The organism is Microbulbifer mixtoriginis (SeqCode) (genome assembly GCF_052467515.1).
On the sequence record NZ_CP174314.1, the window covers coordinates 4,079,773 to 4,102,377 of the forward strand.

At 48.4% G+C, this 22,605-nt stretch carries 21 protein-coding genes and 1 tRNA gene; 9 read left to right on the forward strand and 13 right to left on the reverse strand.

Annotated elements, in window-relative coordinates; all coding sequences use genetic code 11:
* Positions 1–20: 20 nt before the first annotated feature.
* Genes folK through tsaD form a run of 3 tightly spaced genes read right to left on the reverse strand, consistent with a single transcriptional unit; the run spans position 21 to position 1,984 of the window.
* The gene (gene folK, locus ACJJIT_RS17600; protein ID WP_444899186.1) at positions 21–512 is read right to left on the reverse strand and encodes a 2-amino-4-hydroxy-6-hydroxymethyldihydropteridine diphosphokinase; all 492 of its coding nucleotides are present in this window, start codon (positions 510–512) and stop codon (positions 21–23) included.
* Positions 513–514: 2 nt separating this feature from the next.
* The gene (gene folB / locus ACJJIT_RS17605) at positions 515–904 is read right to left on the reverse strand and encodes a dihydroneopterin aldolase (RefSeq protein ID WP_444887906.1); all 390 of its coding nucleotides are present in this window, start codon (positions 902–904) and stop codon (positions 515–517) included.
* Positions 905–949: 45 nt separating this feature from the next.
* On the reverse strand, positions 950–1,984 hold the full coding sequence (tsaD, locus tag ACJJIT_RS17610) for a tRNA (adenosine(37)-N6)-threonylcarbamoyltransferase complex transferase subunit TsaD (protein ID WP_444899187.1): 1,035 nt from the start codon (positions 1,982–1,984) through the stop codon (positions 950–952).
* 173 nt (positions 1,985–2,157) lie between these two features.
* Here tsaD and rpsU point away from each other — a divergent pair, with 173 nt between their 5' ends.
* The 6 genes from rpsU (at position 2,158) to ACJJIT_RS17640 (ending at position 7,969) form a co-directional block, all read left to right on the forward strand.
* The gene (gene rpsU / locus ACJJIT_RS17615; protein ID WP_020411530.1) at positions 2,158–2,373 is read left to right on the forward strand and encodes a 30S ribosomal protein S21; all 216 of its coding nucleotides are present in this window, start codon (positions 2,158–2,160) and stop codon (positions 2,371–2,373) included.
* A gap of 201 nt (positions 2,374–2,574) precedes the next feature.
* Positions 2,575–3,021: a GatB/YqeY domain-containing protein gene (locus ACJJIT_RS17620; RefSeq protein WP_444883624.1), complete on the forward strand. Its 447-nt coding sequence runs from the start codon at positions 2,575–2,577 to the stop codon at positions 3,019–3,021.
* A 24-nt stretch (positions 3,022–3,045) separates the two neighbouring features.
* A complete protein-coding gene (gene dnaG, locus ACJJIT_RS17625) occupies positions 3,046–5,007 on the forward strand; it encodes a DNA primase (protein WP_444899188.1) in 1,962 nt (653 codons plus the stop codon).
* Between the two features lie 195 nt (positions 5,008–5,202).
* Positions 5,203–7,083, forward strand: coding sequence for an RNA polymerase sigma factor RpoD (gene rpoD / locus ACJJIT_RS17630; RefSeq protein ID WP_444887903.1), 1,881 nt, complete (start codon positions 5,203–5,205; stop codon positions 7,081–7,083).
* Between the two features lie 90 nt (positions 7,084–7,173).
* Complete coding sequence (locus ACJJIT_RS17635; protein WP_252084337.1) at positions 7,174–7,593, forward strand: diacylglycerol kinase; 420 nt, start codon at positions 7,174–7,176, stop codon at positions 7,591–7,593.
* Between the two features lie 299 nt (positions 7,594–7,892).
* Positions 7,893–7,969: transfer RNA gene (locus ACJJIT_RS17640), tRNA-Ile, on the forward strand.
* A 356-nt stretch (positions 7,970–8,325) separates the two neighbouring features.
* On the opposite strand, the gene ACJJIT_RS17645 is transcribed toward ACJJIT_RS17640, so the two are convergent.
* Positions 8,326–8,838, reverse strand: coding sequence for a hypothetical protein (locus ACJJIT_RS17645; RefSeq protein WP_444899189.1), 513 nt, complete (start codon positions 8,836–8,838; stop codon positions 8,326–8,328).
* A 741-nt stretch (positions 8,839–9,579) separates the two neighbouring features.
* Between ACJJIT_RS17645 and ACJJIT_RS17650 the strand changes: the two genes are divergently transcribed.
* Positions 9,580–10,593 carry a zinc-dependent alcohol dehydrogenase family protein gene (locus tag ACJJIT_RS17650; protein WP_444887899.1) on the forward strand — a complete coding sequence of 338 codons (1,014 nt, stop codon included), beginning with the start codon at positions 9,580–9,582 and terminating at the stop codon, positions 10,591–10,593.
* 158 nt (positions 10,594–10,751) lie between these two features.
* Here the strand turns inward: ACJJIT_RS17650 and ACJJIT_RS17655 are convergent, their stop codons facing one another.
* Together ACJJIT_RS17655 and ACJJIT_RS17660 are read right to left on the reverse strand one after the other, a co-directional pair.
* On the reverse strand, positions 10,752–11,507 hold the full coding sequence (locus tag ACJJIT_RS17655) for a hypothetical protein (protein ID WP_444899190.1): 756 nt from the start codon (positions 11,505–11,507) through the stop codon (positions 10,752–10,754).
* Positions 11,508–11,759: 252 nt separating this feature from the next.
* Positions 11,760–12,707, reverse strand: a complete 948-nt coding sequence (locus tag ACJJIT_RS17660; RefSeq protein ID WP_444899191.1) for a GlxA family transcriptional regulator — start codon at positions 12,705–12,707, stop codon at positions 11,760–11,762.
* Between the two features lie 464 nt (positions 12,708–13,171).
* On the opposite strand from ACJJIT_RS17660, the gene ACJJIT_RS17665 reads away from it, so the two are divergent.
* Positions 13,172–13,447 carry a hypothetical protein gene (locus ACJJIT_RS17665; protein WP_444883615.1) on the forward strand — a complete coding sequence of 92 codons (276 nt, stop codon included), beginning with the start codon at positions 13,172–13,174 and terminating at the stop codon, positions 13,445–13,447.
* 29 nt (positions 13,448–13,476) lie between these two features.
* Here the strand turns inward: ACJJIT_RS17665 and ACJJIT_RS17670 are convergent, their stop codons facing one another.
* The 4 genes from ACJJIT_RS17670 to pepB all read right to left on the reverse strand — a co-directional run bounded on the left by ACJJIT_RS17670 (position 13,477) and on the right by pepB (position 18,550).
* Positions 13,477–14,202: a CARDB domain-containing protein gene (locus ACJJIT_RS17670; RefSeq protein WP_444899192.1), complete on the reverse strand. Its 726-nt coding sequence runs from the start codon at positions 14,200–14,202 to the stop codon at positions 13,477–13,479.
* Between the two features lie 382 nt (positions 14,203–14,584).
* Positions 14,585–15,709, reverse strand: coding sequence for a DUF3667 domain-containing protein (locus ACJJIT_RS17675; RefSeq protein WP_444899193.1), 1,125 nt, complete (start codon positions 15,707–15,709; stop codon positions 14,585–14,587).
* Positions 15,710–15,848: 139 nt separating this feature from the next.
* Complete coding sequence (locus ACJJIT_RS17680; protein ID WP_444899194.1) at positions 15,849–17,024, reverse strand: DUF3667 domain-containing protein; 1,176 nt, start codon at positions 17,022–17,024, stop codon at positions 15,849–15,851.
* A 236-nt stretch (positions 17,025–17,260) separates the two neighbouring features.
* On the reverse strand, positions 17,261–18,550 hold the full coding sequence (gene pepB / locus ACJJIT_RS17685; RefSeq protein WP_444883611.1) for an aminopeptidase PepB: 1,290 nt from the start codon (positions 18,548–18,550) through the stop codon (positions 17,261–17,263).
* A 165-nt stretch (positions 18,551–18,715) separates the two neighbouring features.
* On the opposite strand from pepB, the gene ACJJIT_RS17690 reads away from it, so the two are divergent.
* Complete coding sequence (locus ACJJIT_RS17690) at positions 18,716–20,131, forward strand: hypothetical protein (protein ID WP_444899195.1); 1,416 nt, start codon at positions 18,716–18,718, stop codon at positions 20,129–20,131.
* Positions 20,132–20,240: 109 nt separating this feature from the next.
* Here the strand turns inward: ACJJIT_RS17690 and ACJJIT_RS17695 are convergent, their stop codons facing one another.
* The 3 genes from ACJJIT_RS17695 to ACJJIT_RS17705 all read right to left on the reverse strand — a co-directional run bounded on the left by ACJJIT_RS17695 (position 20,241) and on the right by ACJJIT_RS17705 (position 22,594).
* Positions 20,241–20,606: a thiol-disulfide oxidoreductase DCC family protein gene (locus tag ACJJIT_RS17695; protein WP_252084325.1), complete on the reverse strand. Its 366-nt coding sequence runs from the start codon at positions 20,604–20,606 to the stop codon at positions 20,241–20,243.
* Between the two features lie 21 nt (positions 20,607–20,627).
* Entirely contained in the window at positions 20,628–21,095 is a 468-nt protein-coding gene (locus ACJJIT_RS17700) for a cupin domain-containing protein (RefSeq protein WP_444883608.1), read from the reverse strand.
* A gap of 86 nt (positions 21,096–21,181) precedes the next feature.
* The gene (locus tag ACJJIT_RS17705) at positions 21,182–22,594 is read right to left on the reverse strand and encodes a rhomboid family intramembrane serine protease (protein WP_444899196.1); all 1,413 of its coding nucleotides are present in this window, start codon (positions 22,592–22,594) and stop codon (positions 21,182–21,184) included.
* Positions 22,595–22,605 lie beyond the last annotated feature (11 nt).

Consider the following 22,605-nt stretch of genomic DNA (forward strand, 5'->3'; position numbering starts at 1 on the left):
TTTTTAAAAAATTATTGGAATCACGGCCAAATAAATTCTACCGGCCACAATTTTTGTGAAGCCTGGTCGTACTCATTCCACAACTGACGGTAAGTTTTCTGCTCGATCGGATGCAATACTTCCGGAGCAATCTCTGCCAGAGGCTGTAAAACAAAGGCATTTTTTACAATCTCACCTCGAGGCAATTTCACTCCATCGATAGTCCCCGTAAGTTGATCATAGGTAAGAATATCAATATCTAGGGTGCGCGCACTGAATTTAGGTCCAGAGCGCAGGCGGCCGTTGGCATCTTCGATACCACGCAGACACAGGGCCAGCTGTCCTACCGGCAGGTCAGTTTGTAGCCCCACCACCAGATTGTAAAAATTATCCCCTGGGAATCCTACCGCTTCGCTCTCGAAAACCTGAGACACCTTCAAGTCGCCAAACTGTCCTGCAAGGGCATCCAGCGCTGCGCGGATATATTGCGCGCGATTGATATTACTGCCGAGGCTAAGATACACCTGAGCCACGTTTACACTCCCGCAGACATCGCTGCTGCACCTTTTGCTGGCCTTTCGCCACGCTCAATAATGACACCCACATCCCTGGACCCTCGGACCGCACCCGGCTTGGACAAACGCAGTCGCAGCCAGCTTACGGAAAACTCTTCCCTGACAATTGCCGCAGCCTGTTCCGCCATAGTTTCCACCAGCAAGAACTCGCTGCTTTCAATAAAAGCGATCAAGCGCTTGGCCACCGCCTTATAGTTAAGTGTGTGCTCGATATTGTCTGTACGCGCCGCCTCGCTGATATCGAAAGCCATTTCTATATCAAGGCTGACAGTCTGGCGTACTTCCCGCTCCCACTCGTAAATACCGATAATGGTATTCACCTTTAAATCCCGTATATAAACAATATCCATTTATCGGCTCTTTTCTTTTTACTGCCAGGATGCCCCTGGGATTTCTTAAAGTTCGGTCTTGGGCAATTCTGTCATTGGCCAACGTGGACGCACATCAACTGCAAGGCTCGTCTGTTCTCCGGCTTGCAAACGCAAACTACCGGCATAGGCGATCATAGCGCCGTTATCGGTGCAAAACTCATGACGGGGGTAGTAGACGCTGGCACTATCCTTGCTCAGGCACGTTTCCAAACGTGCACGCAACAATTTATTCGCGGAAACCCCACCGGCAATGACCAGAGTTTTATAACCAGAGGCTTTAATTGCACGACGACATTTAATCACTAGAGTATCCACGACCGCCTCTTGGAAAGCTGCCGCAATATCCGCACAGGTCTGTTCATCCGGCAGGCCATCTTCGAGGGCGTGCTGACGCACAGTGGTCAGGGTGAAGGTTTTTAAGCCCGAAAAGCTGAAATCCAACCCCGGTCGATCCGTCATAGGGCGAGGGAAGGTAAAGCGCTTGGAATCACCTTTCTCAGCCAAGGCTGCCAAACGCGGACCACCGGGGTAGTCCAGATCGAGCATCTTGGCGGCCTTGTCAAAAGCTTCACCAGCGGCATCGTCCAGGGATTCCCCCATCAGTTCGTAGTCGCCAAGACCGCGCACTTCTACTAATTGGGTATGACCACCAGAGACCAGCAAGGCCACAAAAGGAAAAGCCGGTGGATTGTCCTCCAGCATCGGAGCTAATAAATGCCCCTCCATATGATGCACCGCCACAGCGGGCACCCCCCAGCCATACGCCAGGGCGCGGCCGGCACAGGCGCCCACCATCAGGGCGCCAACCAAGCCTGGACCGGCGGTATAAGCTACACCCGCCAAATCGGAAGGCTTGGTATTGGTCTTCGCCATTACCTGCCGTACCAACGGCAACAGCTTGCGCACATGGTCGCGGCTTGCCAGTTCAGGGACTACACCGCCGTAATCGGCGTGCAGGTCAACCTGACTAAATAGAGCATGGCCGAGCAGACCGGACTCAGAATCGTAGATAGCGATGCCAGTTTCATCGCAGGAAGTTTCTATACCGAGGACGCGCACTTGATTTCATTCTCGTGACTACTTCGAGGGGCGGTTATCATACTGGAAAATGGGGTTGCGATCCCGTATAGGAGTGTTTAGAATTTGCGCCCTCGCTGTGAACCGGCCACCGGATGCAACTGCGAGAGCATTGCCGGAATGGCCGAGAGAAACGAATTTTAACAGGTATCCTAATGCCCTCTGTACGAATCAAAGACAACGAACCTTTCGATATTGCTCTGCGCCGCTTCAAGCGCTCCTGTGAAAAAGCAGGCGTACTGTCTGAAGTACGTCGTCGCGAGTTCTACGAGAAGCCCACCGCTGTTCGTAAGCGCAAAGCTGCTGCCGCTGTTAAGCGTCACGCTAAAAAGCTTCAGCGCGAAAACCGCAAGTTCCAGCGTCTCTACTAAGAGCCGCAGGCTGAATAAGCCTGTCGCAGCGAGGCGGCCGGACGGGCTTAGCCCGTAGCGGAGCTATAAAGAACGGCGTGCGAGCCCTACTCGCGCGCCGTTTTTCGTTCTGCCAACCGCATTTTCCATGCTCGGCGGACGCGCTATCCTTAGCGCTCAACCCAATAAACCACAATCAATGCCAATCCCGGAACACTCACTATGAGCACTCTCAAGGACACCCTGACTCAAGCGACCAAAGACGCAATGAAAGCACGCGACAAAGAGCGTCTTGCCACCCTGCGTTTAATCAATGCTGAGATCAAACGAGTTGAAGTGGATGAGCGCATCGATCTGGATGACGCGCGTATCCTCGCTCTGCTGGACAAGATGACCAAACAGCGCCGCGACTCCATCACCCAGTATGAAAAGGCCGGCCGCGCCGAGCTGGCTGCAGTGGAACAGGCGGAGATTGAAGTCATTCAAGAGTTCCTGCCCAAGCAGTTGACCGAAGCGGAGATTAGCGAAATTGTCGCTTCCGCCGTGCAGAGCACCGGGGCCAGCGGCATGGCCGACATGGGTAAAGTGATTGCCCAGGTGAAGCCCCAGGTTCAAGGCCGTGCAGATATGGGCGCAGTCAGCAAATTGGTTAAGGCCCGACTGGCCTAACGCCCAGCCGGATTGCAGAACAGTATGCCCAGCAAGATCCCCCAGCACTTTATCGACGACCTGCTCGCCCGTGCAGATATCGTCGAGCTGGTGGACAGTAGGGTAAAACTGCGCAAGACCGGAAAAAACTACTCCGCCTGCTGCCCCTTCCACGACGAAAAAACCCCATCCTTTACCGTGAGCCCAGACAAGCAGTTCTACTACTGCTTCGGCTGTGGCGCCAACGGCAATGCAATCGGCTTCCTGATGGAATACGATCGCCTGCCATTTCCCGAAGCCGTGGAAAAACTGGCAGCCACCCGCGGCTTGGAAGTACCCAGAGAGGCATTGGCTCCCGGGCAGGAAAAGCGCCAGAGGGAAAGCCAATCCCTCTATCAACTGGCGGAAAAAGCTGCAGAATTCTACCGTGAACAGCTACGCAACCACCCTGCGGCAGGTAACGCAGTGGCCTACTTGCGCAATCGCGGATTATCCGGGGAAATTGCCCGAGATTTCGACATCGGCTTGGCACCACCGGGCTGGGACAACCTGCTCAACGCCCTGGCCGACACTCCCGAAAAAGCCGACCAGCTTGAACTGGCAGGGCTCGCCATTCGTCGCCAGGACAGTGACGGCAACAGCAAACCAGGCGGGCGTCACCACTACGACCGCTTCCGTAACCGTATCATCTTCCCCATTCGCGACCAGCGCGGCCGCACCATCGCCTTTGGCGGCCGGGTATTGGGGGACGAAAAGCCCAAGTACCTCAACTCCCCGGAAACCCCGATTTTCCACAAGAGCCGTGAACTCTACGGCCTGTGGGAGGCGCGCCAGGCCAATCGCAACTTAGAGCGCTTGATCGTGGTGGAGGGCTATATGGATGTAGTGGCCCTGGCGCAGTTCGATATCCGCTACGCCGTCGCCACCCTTGGCACCACCTGCGGCGAAGAGCACATTCAGCTGGCCTTTCGCCATACTAGTGAATTGCTATTCTGTTTTGATGGTGACCGCGCCGGCCGCGCCGCCGCCCGCCGCGCACTGGAATCTGCCCTGCCCCATATGCAGGACGGCCGCAGCCTACGCTTTTTGTTGCTGCCGGAAGGCGAAGACCCCGACACTCTGGTGCGGCAACTGGGTGGAGAACGTTTCCAGCAACTGATAGAAGAGCAGGCCCGCCCCCTGGAGGACTTTCTCTTCGACCTGCTCAGCGAAGACATCAACCTCCAGACCATGGACGGCCGCGCGCGCCTGTCCAAGCTGGCCGCCCCACTGCTGGATTTGCTGCCAGGAGGCGTATATCGCCAACTGATGTTCCAGCAGCTGGCCTCGCGTACCGGACTAGACAAAGACACTCTGCAGGAGGTGATTCACGCGGAGAAGGCTCGCAACACCCAGTTACAGCAAGCACAGGCACAGCCAACTGTCACCGGCGCACCCCTCTCTACCGAGCAGGATGAGGAACTCCAACACCGCACCCCGCCGGAGCCCTGGCCCCGCGAAGACGAATCTGAATATTCCCCCACACTTGGGGACAGCCCACGCCGCACCGGCCAGTATCGCCTACCTCCTGAACGTATGCTGGTAGCGCTGATCCTCCACCACCCCGAGCTGGCCACGCAGATTGAGGACTTGCAACAGTTCCTCGGCGCCGACAACCCAGACCTGCTGCTATTTGCCCAACTGGTGGAGCTTTTCAAGAGCCGCCCACAACTTAACTTTCGCCAATTGATCGGCCACTGGCGCGCCCATCACGGCGCCGAATCCAGCGATATTCTGGCTAAGCTGGCGATATCTCCCCTAGTTTCCGGGGTTCGTCACCTAGCCCAAGGCGATAGCAATCTGGAATACGATCCCCAGGCTGAATTTAACGACTGTCTACGTCACCTAGAAAAATCCGATGCCAAGCAGCGTAATCGCGATCTCTTGGCCCAGTTAAAAGCCGGTGCCCAGCTCAGTCAGGAAGAACAACTGGCTTTATTGGCCAACTGGCGCAGAAAAGACAATTAATCTGCAATAACCCCTTGAAAACTGCGGCCTCAACACTATATTCACTCACCCCGCCGGGCGGGAACGGGAACCTCAGCACCCTAAAATTCACACCAGAGCCGTTGCTTGACAGCTAGAGTGGTTATTGCTAGTGCATATACGCTATAATCCCGCGTCTTTGTCCCGTATTTTCATCCCCAGAATTCAGGGTTGTGCATGACCGACAAAACCCAGCAACAAACCTCCCGTATCAAGGAGTTGATCGCCCGCGGTAAAGAGCAGGGCTATCTCACCTATGCCGAGGTAAATGACCACCTCCCGGAAGATATTTCCGATCCCGATCAGGTGGAAGACATTATTGGCATGATCAACGACATGGGTATCAAGGTGTTCGAAAGCGCACCAGATGCCGAAGAGTTGTTGATGGCCGAGGGTGACAGCTCCGCCGACGAAATCGCCGCAGCCGAAGCCGCCGCCGCACTGGCCGCAGTTGAGTCTGATGTAGGCCGCACCACCGATCCGGTACGCATGTATATGCGCGAAATGGGCACTGTAGAGCTGCTCACGCGCGAGGGCGAAATCGCCATTGCCAAGCGTATCGAAGAGGGCCTACGCGAGCTGATGGCCGCCCTCGCCTACTGGCCTGGCGCAGTACAGCAAATCATCGATGAATACGCGCTAATCGAGAAAGAAGAGCGCCGTATCCCCGATGTCATCGCCGGCTGGCTCGATCCAGCTGAAGATGTGCCCCCCGGAGCCCAGGCTGGCCAAGCCGCTGTAGTAAGCGACAACAGCAGCGAGTCCTCTGAAAGCGAAGGCGAAGAGGACGATGACTCGGACGACGCCGACGATTCCTCCAGCGAGGAAGAAGAGGAAAACGCCGGCGGTCTCGACCCAGAGGAGCTAGCCGAGCGCATGAATGCGCTGATCGCTGCGCAGAAAGCCGCCGATGAGGCCATCGCCGCCCACGGTCGCGACTCCAAGGAAGCCGGTACTGCTCTGGAAGCCGTCGCCGAGGTATTCCGCTACTTCAAACTGGCACCACGCCAGTTCGATCCTCTCTACGGCGAAGTTCGCGATATTCTCGATAGTGTGCGCAGGCAAGAGCGCATCACTATGAATTTGTGCATCAAGCGTGCACGTATGCCTCGCAAGACCTTTATCAAGGAATTTCCCGGTAACGAAACCAATGAAGAGTGGATCCCCGCGATCATCAAAAAGAAGCGCGACTACTCTGACGCCCTGCGTCATGTCGTAGACGATATCGTTCGCGCGCAACGCAAGCTGGCCCAGTGCCAAGAGCGTTCCGGTCTAGACGTAGGCCAGATCAAAGAGATCAACCGCCGTATGTCCATTGGCGAGGCCCGCTCCCGCCGCGCTAAAAAGGAAATGGTTGAAGCCAACCTACGCCTGGTTATCTCTATCGCCAAGAAGTACACCAATCGCGGCCTGCAGTTCCTGGACCTGATCCAGGAGGGCAATATCGGCCTGATGAAGGCAGTAGATAAATTCGAATACCGCCGCGGCTACAAGTTCTCCACCTACGCTACCTGGTGGATTCGCCAGGCTATTACCCGCTCCATCGCAGACCAGGCGCGCACCATTCGTATCCCGGTGCATATGATTGAGACCATCAACAAGCTCAACCGTATCAGCCGCCAGATGCTGCAGGAAATGGGCCGCGAACCCACTCCGGAAGAGCTGGGTGAACGCATGGATATGCCAGAAGATAAGGTACGCAAGGTCCTCAAGATCGCCAAAGAGCCCATTTCCATGGAGACCCCTATTGGTGACGATGAAGACTCGCACCTGGGTGACTTTATTGAAGACCAGAACCAGTCCTCCCCGGTGGACACCGCCACCCAGACTGGCCTGCACGACGCCACCCGCTCCGTGCTCTCCGGTCTGACCGCGCGTGAAGCCAAGGTACTGCGTATGCGCTTCGGTATCGACATGAACACCGACCACACCCTGGAAGAGGTGGGTAAGCAGTTCGATGTAACCCGTGAACGTATTCGCCAGATCGAGGCTAAGGCCCTGCGTAAGCTGAGGCACCCATCCCGATCAGAGCACCTGCGGAGCTTCCTCGACGAGTAAGCCCCCACAAAAAAGCCCGGTTCGACCGGGCTTTTTTATGTGACACAATCATGACCGCCCGCAAGGGTCTACGGATGGCAGGAGAGCAGCATGCAAAAAGAAGTCGCCAATAAACCGGAAGAGTCTGAAGAAGTCGCCAACAAGCCAGGCAAAAAAGGCATTGCCCGCCTGATTGCCGCCGCCAAATATTCAAGCGAAGGTCTCAGCGCCGCCTGGCGTAATGAGGAAGCCTTTCGTATTGAAGTTATCCTCGCTATCTTCTTTGTCCCTTTTGCCCTATGGGTAGGAGACACCCCGGCTGAACGCGCCGTATTGATCGCTGTTAGCCTGGTGGTATTGCCTTTGGAGCTTATCAATAGCGCTATTGAAGCCACTGTGGACCGCATAGGAGCTGAGAAGCACCCACTGGCCAAGATCGCCAAAGACACCGGCTCTGCCGCAGTAGCGGTGGCCCTGTTAATGTGGTTTATCGTCTGGGGTTGTATTGTGATTCCCAAGTTGCCGATTTAACCGCACTACTTGAAAATCGTTAGCTATAAAAAAAGGGAGGCTACGCCTCCCTTTCTACAACCTGAACAATGGTACTAATTAACACCAACAAACTGAACAGGCGTACCAACAAGCTCAAAATGGGATATCCATCCCTTACTTTCCAGGCTGGGAAGTTAAAAGCTCAAATAATAGCTACTGAGATTGACGTTGTTGTGCAAACACGACAAGAAGAAATTTCTGCCACAAAGGCATTGATTTGAAAGGAAAAATCTTGTACTTTGCCCAACCGCTTGCAACGATACCCGCAAGCAAAGTGTGGGCCCTTAGCTCAGTTGGTTAGAGCATCCGACTCATAATCGGCAGGTCCTGGGTTCAAGTCCCGGAGGGCCCACCATTTTGATCTCCAATTAATCCCTTCTCATGTGACTCACTGGGTTTCTAGGCGTCTAGGAAAAGCACCCACTTACGCACTCCCAACGTTGAAGTAGCTAGCGATATATCACATCTTTTCTAAAGCCCACTAAATTCAAACATCAAGCTATTAATCCGCCATCACCACCAAAATCTCCAAGAAACATAGAAGGTCATAAAAACTTTTACAGCGGATGATATTCACCACTGATAGAGAGCGATTAGAAGCCTGAACTTTTATGAATAGATCTATATCAAAACTACCCCTAACAACTAGTCGAAGTATTGTAATTTCAAATAGGGTGCTCAAGCCTCTCAGTAAACCATTAAAAATAGTGTTCAGTTATTTGAAACAGCAGTATCTCTAAATAAATTTTGATCATTCATCCAAGGTATTTTTTCGGCGACATGACATGTCATACATGCAGAGCGGGCATTGGAAAATCCTTGCCAGGCTTTTTTTATATCCCTGGTCTCAAATGTACTAAGTACAGCTTCATATGTTGAGTTTATAAAAATTGCATCCGAGTTTGCCCTCCGGGCAGGACGTTTTAGGTAACCATTCTCAATGACAGCTTTAATTTTTTTCCAATGATATATAGCTAGGTCAAAGTTCTCATTCTGAAGTGCCGAATATATGGTTTTGTAACGATCCCCTACTTCCCACATGGAAACAGAAAAACCACCAAGATAGTTTTGCAGTAAAATTAAGCGATCTTTATCATTTTCTGCATTCAACAACCAATCACGCTCATCGCCCGTATCATAATTCTCAGAATACGCAAAATTTTCTACAGATAAAGATACAACCAGAGCTATCAATAACTTATTCCCATTAAAAATCTTTGTCATGAGCTATACCAGTTTCCCAGAGACGTATACCAACTAAATACTTATAGCAGCAGAAAATGACGCCAGTTACTCTCCATTCAAATAATTTTTAATTTCTAGACTTTTAAGCATCCAATTAAATATATTGCAAGCACTTAAACCTTTCATTAGATATAAGATTTTCTCATAGAGAATAATGAATAAAAATTTGAAGTACATAGCCCTATGACCCCTTCAACGCCATACAGAAGAGTCGTGAGCTTAAAGAATATATTGGCAACTCTGCAGAGAAAAGTGATTGACCGTCATCAACATTACCAAGACCACAATGAGTAAAATAATCTGGTTCAGAGCTTCTCTCAGGATTACCCAATAACCATTGCTCTAGGTAAATTTTATCTCAAAGCCAGCTATAACTGATGGGTGGCCACTACTCCATGCCTATTAACTCTGTAAATGTCCAATTCCAGAATTGGCAGGGACCTGAATTAAGTAAAGGTACACAAAGTATATTTTAAATTCTCGATTTCCGGTTGAAGCGCGCTATGTAGGATATACTGCACCAGTTAAACAATAGTCAGCACCTGCAGCTTGATATGGATGTTCAGCACGCCTGGTTAACAATATCCTCAGATAAGAAGCACAGAATCGGTTGCCTGCCATTGAATTAGTGATAACCCAACCTAATCCTATGATTATTGGCCATCAAGATTGGCTAGAAGGCCTGAAAACAAAGGCTCTTAAGATTAAAGGAAGAACATAATGAAAGCACTGACGCTAAAAGCACCTGGCGGTCTTGAAAATATCTCTCTGAGCGAAATTAATGACCCCGGCAAGCCAGGGCCTGGGCAGATCCGTGTTGCCATTGGCGCATCCTCGCTCAACTTCCATGATTTGCTGGTTGCCGACGGCAGTATATCTACCGAAGATGGCCGTATTTTAATGTCTGATGGTGCAGGAACAGTTGAGGCCGTTGGTGAGGGTGTCACCGAATTTAAGATCGGTGATTCCGTGGTTTCCTGCTTTTTCCCCCAATGGCAGGCAGGGCCGGCATGCCACAGTGTTTGGGGCTTCGCCAATACACCCGGAGATGGCATTGATGGAATGGCAGCCCAGCATGTAGTACGTGATGCCACTGCATTTACCCTGGCACCCAAGGGCTGGAGTCATACTGAATCTGCCACTATTACCACAGCGGGCCTCACGGCCTGGAGGGCCTTGGTCAGCGATGGCAAGGTTAAACCAGGAGATATAATTTTAACCCTTGGTACTGGCGGCGTATCTATTGCCGTAATTCAAATTGCCAATATGTTGGGCGCCCAAGTAATTGTGACCTCATCCTCCGATGAGAAACTAGAACGCGCCAAGAAGCTGGGGGCAACTCACGGGATTAATTATAAAACCCATACACAGTGGTCAGAAAAAGTACTGGAGTTAACCCATGGCAAAGGGGCCGATCATATTATCGAGGTGGGTGGGCCCGCCACTTTGGAACAATCCATTCAGTCAGTTAGGGTGGGGGGGCACATTTCTCTCATTGGGGTGCTAACTGGCAGAGAGGGAGAAGTCCCAACAGCATTACTGATGGGAAAACAAGCACGCCTACAAGGGCTGGTTGTGGGAAATCGCCGTGAACAGCAGAATTATGTTGCGGCATTGGAAAGCAACACAGTGCATCCAGTTATCGATAAGACATTTCCGTTTGCCAATCTTGAGGAAGCTTTTGAGTATCAAACCAGCGGTTCGCACTTTGGTAAGATTTGTGTGGAGTGGTAACCGTTTATTTTAAAGAGCTATTCCCTAGAAAATGAGTAATACACTGCTACCGGCATTTATTATGTATAAACTCATGGATGCGCTCAATGAGTATTGAAACCTAATAAGATTTCGAGTGCAGTGTATTATTTTTTCAGTACAATGAAAGTCAATATTTACTATGACTTTACCTGATTTTCGCGATCCTTTTCTTGAATATGATTTAGTAACTGTAATAGTGTTCCGTCCCTACCCGGCTTATAGTCACGCCAGCTTGTCGTCATCGGAAAATCAGGGTAGAGCGCATCGGTAGGAGATTGAATAAAGCGATAATAGCGCTTGGCAATACTTATCTCTCTCTTCGAGTTTTTAAGCTTAAAACGGTTAGTTTCAGAGGCTATATTAGGATCAGCACCTGTCGGAGTACCCACCAAGTTGGCATTGAGAATTTGCTTATACTGGGCCGCATTACTCACCGCTGCTGATTGAGTACCCTCATCAATCATTACATATATACCATTGCGCCAATCGAATTGATCCAAATTTTGAATACTGGAAGAGAGAGCCAATCCTACGTAAAAATTTCCGCCATGATTATCTCGAAAATCGATAACAAGATTCTGAACTCTACTATCACGTACGATATCAACAATATTCTCACACTGTTCTTGAAGATCACGTAAATCTGGATAACTATCAAAGTCCACGTAAACTGCGTCGTACTTTCTTAGTAAAGCCAGGCGGATACCAGACAAGTCGATATTAAAATAATTAATATCAGGAACCAAAACCGGATACTGTGTGCTCAACCCACCAAATTTTTCCATAGGCACAGAGTGCACTTTCATTGAGATAGATCTACCATCTTTTAAAAACTGGTAAGTCACCTCATCTTGCCCATCAATAATGCCAGTGCCATAAAGAAACTTTGCCAATACTACGCATTAAACGCATTATTCCCACCTCTACTTCTGCTTCATTCATATCTGGCAGAGATTTAAGTAGAGTATGAATTTGCTCATAGAATTCATATTTATCAACATTAACAAGCGGATCTATATGATGTGTTTCAATTAATTTCTGTAATTACTGTATATCTTCCTTCCACAAACTAACCTTCTCAGTTTCAAGTGTGTTGGCTTTATATGAAAAAAATAACAAGTAGATAATTAAAAATAATCTTTGTTTTATGCTTGATTCCGGCTGAAATATGAGGGAGAGACCCCAAACTGAAGGTGAAAGGCCCGGCGAAAACTATCGTAACTGGAAAAGCCCACTCTTAGAGCTACTTGCTCCAAGCTCAAGGGCTCGCAAGTAATCAGGTCCCGCGCCCGGTTGAGACGAATTTGATTTAAATACTGGCTAGGCGTGCTGTGTAAATGACGCTTGAACAAGCGAGTTAACTGGCGCTCACTGATAGATATTCTCTCGGCCATATCGGAGACACTGATAGGTTTTTGATAATCTTGAGCTAACCACTCCAGCAATGGGTTGAGACGCATGCTATCGCCAGATTGTACCTGTAATAAGTCTGAGTACTGCGCCTGGCCACCACGGCGCTGTAGATAGACCACCAGTTCTTTGGCAACACTTGCAGCAATAGTATTGCCGTGGTCTCTGCGAATGATCTCTAAGGCTAGGTCGACGCCAGATAAAACACCGGCGGAAGACCAAATTCCTTCACTTTCAATAAACAGCGGGTCTTCTTCTACTTGATAATTGACCGCCTGTTGTGCCAATTGTCGGCAGTGTCGCCAATGTGTAGTAACTCTATGACTCTGTTCAGGAAAAATCTTTGCCAGTATAAAAGCACCGGTACAGATACTCATTACCCTATGGGCATTTTCAGCTATCAGTCTCAAAGCATTGAGTTGCTTCGAGTTCAGTTCCAATTGCCGCATTCCAACACCGCCACAAATGACCAAGTAATCGACTTGTGGTAATTCAAAGATATCGCAGTCTACAGAAAGGGATTGTCCATATGCTGTTTCAACAACCCCTGAAGACAAACCTAATAAATAGCAAGAATAGGCCTCACTGATAAAACTGTTAGTCTCCATAAATGCATCCAAGGGGCCAAATAAGTCCAGGGCCTGAAAACCATCGGCAATGAAAAAACCAATCTTTTTGCTCATAGCAATTCCTCCTTGTACCTATTCTACTCCTCTAGAAATGTCACAAAAGACGCAATTACGACAAAAACAGACATGCCGATTGCAACGTAAAATACGCTGTGGGTAACAGCTTCATTTTCCATGCCATCTTATGTACTCGTGTCGCAAGCCACAGATATTCGCTATTCATAAGTACTCATTCCTTCAAATTTCTCCTTTTATAGTTTCAACAGAGAACCGTCGAAGTGGATAATCAAATGGAGATATTGCAAAGCAAAGAAATCCGTATGGGGATAGTTGAGAATTCATGAGGGAAAATAGGTTTAGCAGAGTGACCGGTATAGACCTGTCACTCTGCTGTGAGAGAGTATAGATTGACAAAACTCTGGTATAGATCACTACAGCTCTGTAGCCGACTTAGTTATACTTCCCGAGTGATAGCCTAGTGCCTCGATTACCCCGACTTCGGCCAAAGAACAAGATTTATGCTCTTTTCATCTGCCCTACTAGCCATGGTTATGGCCACCACCACACCAAATAATTGTACCGATGGTATTGCCCTGGCAAGGGGGGTAGCCGCCATTGCAAACGAATACCCTTGGTTGAGCGCAAACAAGAAAGACTACGTATTACGTAACTATCATCGTATGTACATCATTATCCCCAAAAAGTCCGATATCAATATCAAGGGTGGTGGTATGCCAACGGCTACAGTAGGTAAGGAGAACTGTGAGGTAATTAATGTTCACCTAGCTCGTTAATTTATTGTCGAACACTAATAAGATGTACTTTAACCTTGCTTTTTATAAACCTGCGTATTGTTAGTTTCATCGCATTCCTCCACGATGTTTTTATAGTCTGCGGTCACTTCCAGCACCGCATCAGGATCAAATACCCAATAATTCAAGGTAAAGATGAGGGTTATCGTCGCACTAACGGCTAAGGCTGGGATTGCTTGAACATCATTGGCCAAAGTATCGGGATCGATCAGGCGAGCAAAACTTGCGGCAGCTGCCATTTGCCCGACATTGGTGATATCTACAGCAATCAGGGATTGCCCTGAACCAGAGTCCCAGATTGGATCATGTATTTTGCTCACGATCAGGTCTGGTTTATCACATACACATAAGCAAATGTAGTGATCATCTTCAATTACTCCAAAGGGTGTACCCGCATAACAATTAGCTTTGTCGTCAAATTGATTACCATATAACCAATGGGCCAATGGATCATCATATGGCTTTTCAATAATCTCTGGATTGCGAGTGATTTTACAAACATTGGTTCGTTCAAACTCCTCTGTCATTTCCTTTGTCAGTTCAGATTCTGGTGTAGCACCGACCCAAATTGCACAAGTTCTACGGCAGGTCAATGGACCCTGACCTTGATAGAAGTTAGGGTACCAACCAGCATTATAGTTCTGCATACTTATATCCTGAATCGGATCTGCATAACTGGTTATCGCAAAAATTAATGTCAGTAAACTAGCTAAAAGACTGATTATTAGTCTCAACATGTTACCCTCCACAAAGTATTCTTTTACTAACTATTTCACCCTTCAGCCATATATCAAATAAAAACTACATTCTATTGGCTGGAGAGATTGTAAAGCGACCTTATGGAATATCTATATATAGCTGGAAAATATTGGCGGGGTTTAACCTTAAACAGTTGCGACTCTCTTATTTATCATGATTTTTTTAATTTTAAATTCAGTTTTATAATTAAGACACTTCAGCGCTAGAGAAAATGTAAATATAACCAAGATGCAAAGCATATATCCTCATCCATCCACATTAACTTATCCTCTTATAATCAAGGGTATTAAACATGTATTTTTAATACCCTAGCACCCTAATTACTACTGAGTGAGAACATCCGAAAATAAACAGAAAATACTAAAATTCCGCGACGCTATATAAAACTGCCAATGTAGCTCCAATTGAAAGCATTAGCGGATACACAACAGCTAAGAAAGAATACTTAATCAAAGTCATAATCCACCCTTGCCTATATAAACGCTTTTGCATGATTAAAAGATATACAGGCATCCAAAACAAAAGGATAGATATTAAACACCACGTGATCTGCTCAACCCATGGATAACCGCCAAACCAACCCTGAACATTAAGTAGAAGAGTCGTCAGTAATAGTGCCAAACTAATAAATGCATGGCTATGTAATGCAACAATTAAGTGTTCCATATATAACCTTCGTTTGAACAGATAAAGCACCCATAACATGAGTGCAAAAATAGGCAGCATAATAAATAGTGTGGAAGGTAATGAACCAAGAAAAATCTTCTTGAAACGATTGGGATCAGCTTCAACTAGATCACTATTTTTTTCGATCTTTAGCAAGAATTCAGCCACGCTATCCACCAGGGATTGTGGTACACCTGAAAATCTTGGGCGTTCAGCTTTGTTATCCCAGCAAGCTCCACCAACCTTTACATTGCAATGATCATCATCTTCACTATCAAAAATATCAACTACCAATTTGGGCTCAGCCCTCTGAAATTCATCGATCATTTCACCAACTTTTTTCTTTGGAGCCTCATTCGGCAAAAACTCAGTCTCGACATCCTGATTTGATGTGTCTGATATAGTATTTCTCACTTCATCAAGGGGCTGCTTTATATCAGATACTTCCTCAACCACAGTCTCATCATTCTCAGATGAATAATCCTTCCAATCAGTGCTAAGCTGAATTGTAAAAAAGGTTGTTATACATAAGAAAATAAACAAACGTACTGGGCTTACATAACGTACCCGCCGTCCAGCAAAATACTCGACTGTTAGAAAACCAGGACGAAACAGCAAAGGCGCCAGAGTGCGTACTATACGCGAATCAAGCGCTAGTAATGTGTCAAAAAAATCCCCGATTATGTTAGAAAATTGGCGCACCATTCCTTTTACAGGCTGACCACAAGAATAACAGTGTGGCCCCAAAAGTTCGGTCTTGCAGTTTGCACATTCAGCAACACTTCCTTTTATATGTTCCACTGTTTCTGAACAACTCATTACCTCTATCCTTTTTTCTACTTCTAGGTATCAACCATAAAAACGTTCTATTTCTTTGCATCTTATTATGTGACGAACGTCCAAAAAATAATAACCACTGATCAATTTGTTTTATTTCACGAATAGCTAAAAACTAGCACTAAAGCTCTGCCAAGCTCCAGAGAACAGTCAAAGCCGCGCCCAAGGCCAGCAAAATCAAATAAGCCCCTCCCAGAAAAGAGTATTTACATAAGGTAATAAGCCACCCCTGCTGATATATACGCTTTTGCATCCAAAATAGATAAATGGGGACCCAAATAATTAGCAGAAAAAACAGATTATCAAAAAGTGAAGAGATTACATTGTAATCAGAAAACTTTTCGCTTGCGCTGTAAAACAGATTGGCAGTTAAAATACTTAAACAAATAAAAGCATGACTGTGCAGTGCAACAATCAAATGCTCCATATAAAGTCGACGTTTGAAGATGTAAGCTACCCACAACATCATGGCGAAAATTGGCAACATGATTATTAAAGTAGAAGGCAAGGCTCCCAGAAATGCTTTCTTAAGTCGATTTGGATCTTCAGTGACTCGTTCTACATTTTTATGGGCACTGTCTACTTTTTTATTAACCCAACCTTCCAAAGAATCAGGAAGCCAGCCAACTTGAAAAAACTCTTCATCTATTTCGGTAATGGTTTCATTTAGTCCCGAAGCAATAACATCCTTAGTGAAATATTCAGATTGCTTTGATGCCCCTGTAACTCCGTTTAGATTGATATTAACTTTATCTAGATCCGTATTCAGTTCGCCTAAATCTGTCTTAATTTCAATGCGTTCTTCAACAAGCTCAGATTCTACCTCCTCTAAATTGATGACCACCAAATTGTCTTCAGCATGTTTTTTTTGGAGGTCTTTTAAATTCTCAACAGCCTGATCAAGACCTCTTTCGGCAGACTCCGTATCCACAACTACAGATTTATTGCCACCAAAGTTAATAGCCCAGTCACTATTAATCTGAGTAACAAAAAAACTGGTGATACAAAGAAAAATAAACAACCTTACAGGACTTACATAGCGGACTCTACGACCTGAAAAATATTCAGTAGTTAAAAATCCAGGTCGAAAGAATAAGGACGGCACTGTTTTCCATGTACGCGAGTCAAATGCCAGTAGAGTGTCAAAAAAGTCTCCAATTATGGAGGAGAAATGACGCACCATCCCCTTGACCGGCTGACCACATTTGTAACAGTGAGGTCCCAAAAGTTCAGTTTCGCAGTTAGCACAACGATTTGATTTTTGAGCAGAATGATTTGCGGATGCCGTAGTACTCATTACCTATTACCCCTCGACATTTAAAATAAATTTCCGAATTACACAAAACGTATTTATGAGCTCAAGTCCCAATTAACGAGCTAAATTAAAAAAACCTCAACTAGTGAAAGTTCACTGATTAAAGCTTTCAAAAGGAATATAATTTCTTGAAAATTTACAGGCGCAGGTCGGGAAAAAATAGAAACGCGCCAATTTTAGGCGCGTTTTGCAAGGCTTTTGGCAGTAATTGCTGGGTGTTAATTATCCAATAGGAAACGAGCAATAGTTCGCAAGCCATGTCCCTTGGCACCAGCGGCCCAAAGGTCATTGGCACTTGGCTGGTAAGAGCCAGAGAGGTCTATATGTACCCAGTTGCGGCCCTCCTCCGATACAAAACGAGCAAGGAAGGCCGCCGCAGTTGAAGCCCCAGGGCTACCGTCAGCGCCTATATTAGAAATATCGGCAAAGTTAGAGGGGGTCTGCTCTAGATGGAAGGGCTCCAGTGGCAAGCGCCAGGCCTTCTCATTCTCCTGTGCTGCGGCATTCAGTACCTTCTGTGCCATTTCATCTTCAAAACTGAAGACTGAATTAAAGTCGCGGCCTACAGCCATTTTGGCAGCACCCGTCAGGGTAGCGGCATCCAAAACAAAGCGAGGCTTATCTTCCCCTGCGGCGAGTAGGCCATCCGCTAATACCAGACGCCCTTCCGCATCGGTATTCAGCACTTCAACGGTGACACCATTCTTGTATTCAATAATATCGCCCAACTTAAATGCGTGGCCGGAAACCAGGTTCTCCGCACAGCAAAGATACAGCTTCACTCTTTTTTCCAGACCACGCGCAATGGCCAGCGCGAGGCCTCCAGTCACCATAGCGGCACCGCCCATATCAGATTTCATGGTGGCCATGTTGCTTGAGGGCTTAATGCTGTAGCCACCGGAATCGAAGGTGATCCCTTTGCCCACCAGACAGATATCCACCTCAGCATCCGCATTGCCTGTAGGGTTGTAGTCGAGCTGTAACATGACCGGCTCGCGCACGCTACCACGGCCCACATTGTGGATACCAACAAAGCCATCGCGCAGCAAGTCATCCCCGGCCACTATGCGATAGTTAACTGCGCTCGGGGCAAGCTTCTGTAGCATTTCCGCCGCGCTCTCCGCCAGCACCCTGGGAGAAACATCATCCGGCGTGCCATTGGTAATCTCGCGGACCCAACACGCAGCATTTTCACGTGCTGCCAGTTCTTTTAGCTCGCCAGCATCCTCGCTGCCCCAGTGGATTTTATTATTGATACGTGGATTAAAATAACCGCCCCAAAAAGCCCAGCGACTTTCGATATCCCAACCCTCACCGCTGAGTATCACCTCATTGATTCCCATGCCATCGAGGCGTCGAGCCGCGCGTTGCGCCGCCACCAGTGCAGCACCTTTGGCCGCACCAATATGGATATGCGCTTCGCTGCCATTAAAACTGAGTAACGCCGCCTCGCCCCAGGGTTCTCCTGCAGTGCCTTCCACCAAATGAACGCGCATAGCTTTTGTCATACAACACCTTTTTTGAAACTTGTGTGCCAATTTTATTGGGATTCACGCTGCATTCTAACAGTACATCAAAAATACTCGACGATTGCGCCGCCACGATGACGGCGGATAAACTGTTAGAAAGAAACACAATAAACCTTTAGGAAGAAAAGTTTTTAGGGAAAATTCATGGCTGAATCCTGCCGCTACCATTCCAGTGCCGATGCATCCTGGCAATGCCAACCCTGTCAGCGCAAATACTGTAGCGAATGTATCCCAGGCTCCAGTGCCAACTATCAGGGCCTTGGACCCGAGTGTCCGTTGTGTCGCGATCCAGTTGAGTATATCGGTGCCAGCAACAGTGCTAAGCCCTTTTGGCAGATGGGAATTTTTTATTTTCTCTACGCCTTAAAACCAGGTCCCCTGGCGATCATAGCACTGGCAGCTGCAGCCAGTTTGCTAATCTCAGGCCTGGGTCTTTTAGCAATCGTGGCCCTGGTGGGCATCGTTGCCCTGGTGAGCCGCTACAACTTGCTGGTTATCGAGCGGCTTGCCAGTGGCCAGTTGGAAGCTCCCGGAATTGGCGATGCCCTGGACGGTAATAGTGCACCGCTGTTCTTGAAAGTCATCGCTATGACCTTGATTGCCGGTTTTGTTGGTTACAAGCTCTTCTCTTTCGGTATGGGTGCCGTGCAGCTTTATGCTTTTGCCCTCTTCCTATTCGCGCCGGCAGCGATGATTGTACTGGCCCTTGAACACAGCCTGCGTGCGGCGATCAATCCACTTAAGTTACTACAATTCACTTTGATTATCGGCTGGCCCTACTGGCTGTTGTGGATTACCACCACTGCGGTTTCCGCCGCACCCAACCTGCTGATGGCCATTGCCATTGAAAAGCTACCCCCCTGGTCCCTGAGCCCGGTGATTGCAGCCACGACTACCTATTTCTATATCGTGACTAGCGCCATGATGGGTTATATCTGCCTGTCACGGCAGCAAAAGCTGGGTATTCAGGCCGAACTGGATGACGAAAGCACCTTTCTGGAAGAGGACGAATTCAACCGCGCACGCGCTTTGGCCGATGCACAGATTTTAATGCGCGAATCGAATCTTCCAGCCGCACGTCAGGCGCTGGTAGATGGCTTGCGCCGCTACCCCAATGATGAAGCCCTCAACGAACGCTACTACCGCTTGCTACTGGCAACCCAGGACCAAAAAGCCCTGCGGGAACTCGGCCCCCATTTACTGGATAAGTTCATACAACTCAACCGGCCACACAAAGCGGCGGAACTTTACCTGGCCACCGAGCCGGCCCCCCCTATTGTAAAACCCGAGCTTCGCCACACCCTAGCCAAGGTGCTCTACCAACAGCACAAATACCAGCTGGCGGCGCAATTATTGAACAATCTACACAAGGAAAGTTATCCACAGCTGGATGCGGCTTACCTGCTGCTGGCACAGGTATATATGGATGGGATGAATCGCGAAGACCTGGCCAGGAAATTACTGCAATTCATTAGACAGAAATTCCCCAACAGCACTCTACGCAATCAAATCGATACTCTGTGGAAAGTACTAAATAGTTCAGAGAACACACGCCAATAAATTCACAGAGTCAACGAGTCAGTAGCCTGTACCGATAGCACGCTTCCAGGAGAGGGGTGCGTGCTTTCTCTATCCGTTTATTCCACCCGGTAGAAAACCAGAAGCAATCTCACCAGTGCTTTAAAGCCCTATTCCATAGATAGAGGCAGCGGGCAAAGCCATTATAGGTTTTGTTAAGACACCATCGCAGACCCGGTGTTTTTGACAACCTTGCTTTCCACTGTTCACTGGGAGAGTTCTCCCAAATCGCTATAAATGCTTCGTAACCCACTCGCAGGTGCCCCTGTGTATCAATCACGTGCAAGCGCTCTCGCACAAATTCCAGGTCCACATCGAGCTGCTGTGCTTTGGCATTATCAAGGTGAACATCTTCCCACTCTACACCGCAAGTGGTGTTTTTCTTCTTCTGAGCACGGATACCCGCATCGCATACCGGACAGGCAGAATTGTAGAAAACACGTACTTTTGTGGCCATACAGAATCTCTGTCTGTGGAGTTAACGAGGGTGCTCGATATCTTTATGATCCACTAGCTCCCACGGCAACCCCTTATTACGGTAAATCCTCTTATTCTTATTGGGGTAGTCTGCCACATCATGATCCAGGCGCTGGCCCACTACGATACAGCGCAGAATATCGTTTCCGGTATTTTTCATCACATGGGGAAGGCCATTAGCCGGATATCCGATAAAGTCCCCTTCACCCACTATATAGTTTTCTTCGCCGATGAATACTGAAGCCTGCCCCTGCAGGATATAGACACATTCATCTTCAAATTTGTGGCAGTGATACTCTGTGGATTCGTACCCAGGCTCTATTTCAATAATGTGAAAGCCAAAGCCACTTATCCCGGTCATGTCTCCCAAGGATTTATTGCGGCGCACTGCATTCGGGTTGAGGAAGTGCACCTTGTGCTCCCCCTCCATATCCAGGATTTGTTCTTTTTTAAGAATATATTTATTCATAAGGCTCCCCTGCCAATTTGATCTTATGGATGCTTACTGGGATCTGTCTAACTGCCTATGTATTTTAATAAACAGGTTATTATCCTCTAGGGCTGTCCAGATATTTCCATCCCCTGGGTTAACGCCTTCATTTCCCGCGCACGCCCCTCCTCGCCCAGGCGTCGGTAATAATTCACCAGAGTCATACCTAATTTGGGTATCAACGGGTGCTGTACTTTTTGCGCAATAAGCTTGTTCAAGAGTTCATCGAGCCAGGGCCAGTTTTTGGCTTCAGCAGCGCGGCGCGCCATCAACAGGCAAGTTTTGGCAGTTAGGGCTCGAGGCTTCTGCGTAGTTTGCAGGTAACTGTAATAACCGGAGGAAATAATACGAGCATCAACTGTTGGGTTGGCCGCCTGGGTAAATAGCGCCAAATTGGCTCGGTGATACGCCTCACTATCGGGATTAATCGCGGTCAACTCGATAAAGCGCTGTATCAGCGGTAGGTGGTCGGGATACTGACGTACTGCGGAGGCCGCAGCCTCTGCGGCTTCGAGCAGCTTACCCTCTTCCTGGAATCGATCGATGCGCGCCAGCGCGCTCTTTTGCGGGGATGGTAGTTCCTCTTCTTCCTGCGGCATCGCCTTTAACGGTGGTCGCCAAAAAATCAACAGTAAGGCCAGAACAAATCCAGCCAGCAAGCCGCCGGTATGGGCCCAATAGGCGATCCCGGCATCACCATATAGGTAGCCAAACACTTCCTTACCCAGCCAAAGGGGCAACACCATCAGAGCCGGTGCACTGAACTCGCCAAACATAAATCCGATGGTGTAAAAAAAGCGCAAGCGCCGCACTCCGTATATAGCAACGAACATCCCCATAATCGCCGATACAGCGCCAGAAGCACCGACCATAGGTACATAACTGCCCGATTCAACCAACATATGCAGGCTAGCTGCAGCCAAGCCACCGAGGAGATAGAGGGTGATAAACCAAAGCCCCCCCAGTGCCAGCTCAACCGATAAGCCAAACAGCAGCAAAAACACCATATTGCCAATCAGGTGATCCCAGCTGCCGTGTAAAAACATATGACCAAAAAGTCCAGCCGCGCTGGGCTCCGCCGGCGTCAGACCCAGGGCCATGCTGCTAATCTTGTCGCGCAGCCCGGCAAAATGCTGGCGCTGCTGTAACCACTGGGTTTGCCCCTCCTGTTCTAGCCGGGGTAGTAACCACTGGTGAAATTCCGTATTCCACAGTAGTTCCCGATAGACAAATTCCTCGCCCTCTACATCCATCTGCAGGCGCCACTCGGGATGCTCCTCATTGACATAAATCAGGAAGCGCTGCTCCTCCAGATCCGGTAAGTCACTGTCGAAGTAATATTCCTCAGCCTGCTGCCAGCGGGCATCGTCACCGCCCTGGTAGAACATAAACACCAGTAAGTTGGCGAGGATTAGCACAAAGCACATCAGAGGAGGTCGGCGCCAGTCTGGTTTATTCTGGATCGGGATTATTAGCACGGGCAGTTCCT

Bases quoted from the DNA above. Each gene is read 5' to 3' on its own strand.
- folB (WP_444887906.1), bottom strand. From the start codon at position 904: ATGGATATTGTTTATATACGGGATTTAAAGGTGAATACCATTATCGGT.
- rpsU (WP_020411530.1), top strand. From the start codon at position 2,158: ATGCCCTCTGTACGAATCAAAGACAACGAACCTTTCGATATTGCTCTG.
- ACJJIT_RS17620 (WP_444883624.1), top strand. From the start codon at position 2,575: ATGAGCACTCTCAAGGACACCCTGACTCAAGCGACCAAAGACGCAATG.
- dnaG (WP_444899188.1), top strand. From the start codon at position 3,046: ATGCCCAGCAAGATCCCCCAGCACTTTATCGACGACCTGCTCGCCCGT.
- rpoD (WP_444887903.1), top strand. From the start codon at position 5,203: ATGACCGACAAAACCCAGCAACAAACCTCCCGTATCAAGGAGTTGATC.
- ACJJIT_RS17635 (WP_252084337.1), top strand. From the start codon at position 7,174: ATGCAAAAAGAAGTCGCCAATAAACCGGAAGAGTCTGAAGAAGTCGCC.
- ACJJIT_RS17645 (WP_444899189.1), bottom strand. From the start codon at position 8,838: ATGACAAAGATTTTTAATGGGAATAAGTTATTGATAGCTCTGGTTGTA.
- ACJJIT_RS17650 (WP_444887899.1), top strand. From the start codon at position 9,580: ATGAAAGCACTGACGCTAAAAGCACCTGGCGGTCTTGAAAATATCTCT.
- ACJJIT_RS17660 (WP_444899191.1), bottom strand. From the start codon at position 12,707: ATGAGCAAAAAGATTGGTTTTTTCATTGCCGATGGTTTTCAGGCCCTG.
- ACJJIT_RS17665 (WP_444883615.1), top strand. From the start codon at position 13,172: ATGCTCTTTTCATCTGCCCTACTAGCCATGGTTATGGCCACCACCACA.
- ACJJIT_RS17670 (WP_444899192.1), bottom strand. From the start codon at position 14,202: ATGTTGAGACTAATAATCAGTCTTTTAGCTAGTTTACTGACATTAATT.
- ACJJIT_RS17675 (WP_444899193.1), bottom strand. From the start codon at position 15,709: ATGAGTTGTTCAGAAACAGTGGAACATATAAAAGGAAGTGTTGCTGAA.
- ACJJIT_RS17680 (WP_444899194.1), bottom strand. From the start codon at position 17,024: ATGAGTACTACGGCATCCGCAAATCATTCTGCTCAAAAATCAAATCGT.
- pepB (WP_444883611.1), bottom strand. From the start codon at position 18,550: ATGACAAAAGCTATGCGCGTTCATTTGGTGGAAGGCACTGCAGGAGAA.
- ACJJIT_RS17690 (WP_444899195.1), top strand. From the start codon at position 18,716: ATGGCTGAATCCTGCCGCTACCATTCCAGTGCCGATGCATCCTGGCAA.
- ACJJIT_RS17695 (WP_252084325.1), bottom strand. From the start codon at position 20,606: ATGGCCACAAAAGTACGTGTTTTCTACAATTCTGCCTGTCCGGTATGC.
- ACJJIT_RS17700 (WP_444883608.1), bottom strand. From the start codon at position 21,095: ATGAATAAATATATTCTTAAAAAAGAACAAATCCTGGATATGGAGGGG.